The 1810-nt window shown below is 53.6% G+C and carries 1 pseudogene; it reads left to right on the top strand.

Annotation, left to right across the window (positions count from 1 at the left end):
- Window positions 1–1810, top strand: a pseudogene (gene tkt, locus ATN88_RS26290) (transketolase); the annotation flags it as partial.

Genomic DNA, 1810 nt, shown 5'->3' with positions numbered 1-1810 from the left:
GAAGTTCTGTGGCGCGACCACATGAACCACAACCCACAAAACCCTGAGTGGGCTGATCGTGACCGCTTCGTGCTGTCTAACGGTCACGGCTCAATGCTGATTTACTCTCTGCTGCACCTGACAGGTTACGAGCTGTCTATCGACGATCTGAAAAACTTCCGTCAACTGCACTCTAAAACCCCAGGCCACCCAGAATACGGTTACGCACCAGGCGTAGAAACCACGACAGGTCCTCTGGGTCAGGGCATCACCAACGCGGTAGGTATGGCGATTGCTGAAAAAGCACTGGCTGCACAATTCAACCGTGAAGGCCACGACATCGTTGACCACAACACTTACGTGTTCCTGGGTGATGGCTGTCTGATGGAAGGTATCTCTCACGAAGCATGTTCGCTGGCAGGTACGCTGGGTCTTGGCAAACTGATCGCATTCTGGGATGACAACGGCATCTCAATTGACGGTCATGTTGAAGGTTGGTTCACTGACGACACGCCTAAGCGTTTCGAATCTTACGGCTGGCATGTTATCCCAGCAGTAGACGGTCACGATGCAGACGCGATCAACGCAGCGATTGAAGCGGCGAAAGCAGAAACGGGTCGTCCTACCTTGATTTGTACCAAAACTATCATCGGTTTCGGCTCACCAAACAAAGCAGGCTCTCACGACTGTCACGGCGCACCACTGGGCGCAGACGAAATCAAAGCCGCGCGCGAATTCCTAGGTTGGGAACACCCAGCATTTGAAATCCCAGCAGACGTTTACGGTGCATGGGACGCAAAAGAAGCGGGCGCAGCAAAAGAAGCAGCATGGAACACCAAGTTCGATGCATATGCAGCGGCTTACCCAGCGGAAGCAGCAGAGCTTAAGCGTCGTCTGAACGGCGATCTGCCAGCTGAGTGGGAAGCGAAAGCAAACCAAATCATTGCTGACCTGCAAGCAAACCCAGCAAACATTGCATCACGTAAAGCGTCTCAAAACGCGCTGGAAGCGTTCGGTGCGATGCTACCTGAGTTCATGGGTGGCTCTGCAGACCTTGCGCCGTCAAACCTGACCATGTGGTCTGGCTCTAAGTCACTGACAGGCGAAGATGCATCAGGTAACTACATCCACTACGGTGTGCGTGAGTTCGGTATGACTGCGATCATCAACGGTATCGCGCTGCACGGTGGTTTTGTTCCTTACGGCGCAACCTTCCTGATGTTCATGGAATACGCGCGTAACGCAATGCGTATGGCGGCACTGATGAAAGTGCAGAACATCCAAGTTTACACCCACGATTCAATCGGTCTGGGTGAAGACGGTCCAACGCACCAGCCTGTTGAGCAAATCGCATCACTGCGTCTGACGCCAAACATGAGCATATGGCGTCCATGTGATCAGGTTGAGTCTGCGGTAGCGTGGAAACTGGCGATCGAACGTAAAGACGGCCCAACCTCGCTGATCTTCTCGCGTCAGAACCTGGCACAACAAGACCGTTCAGCAGAGCAAGTGGCTGACATCGCGAAGGGTGGTTACATCCTGAAAGATTGTGCAGGCAAGCCAGAGCTTATCCTGATTGCAACCGGTTCAGAAGTTGAGCTGGCGGTTGAAGCCGCTGCACAGCTGTCTGCAGAAGGAAAGCAGTTCGCGTGGTATCTATCCCATCGACTGACACCTTCGACAAGCAAGACGCAGCTTACCGTGAAGCGGTACTGCCATCAGACGTGACTGCACGTATCGCTATCGAAGCGGGCATCGCGGACTTCTGGTACAAGTACGTAGGCTTTGACGGTCGCATCATCGGCATGACTACCTTCGGTGAGTCTGCACC

The sequence above is a fragment of the Enterovibrio coralii genome (assembly GCF_001559595.1).
GTDB lineage: Bacteria > Pseudomonadota > Gammaproteobacteria > Enterobacterales > Vibrionaceae > Enterovibrio > Enterovibrio coralii.
Note: the sequence above shows the minus strand (reverse complement) of the source record. Positions and strands in the feature narration are given on the sequence as shown.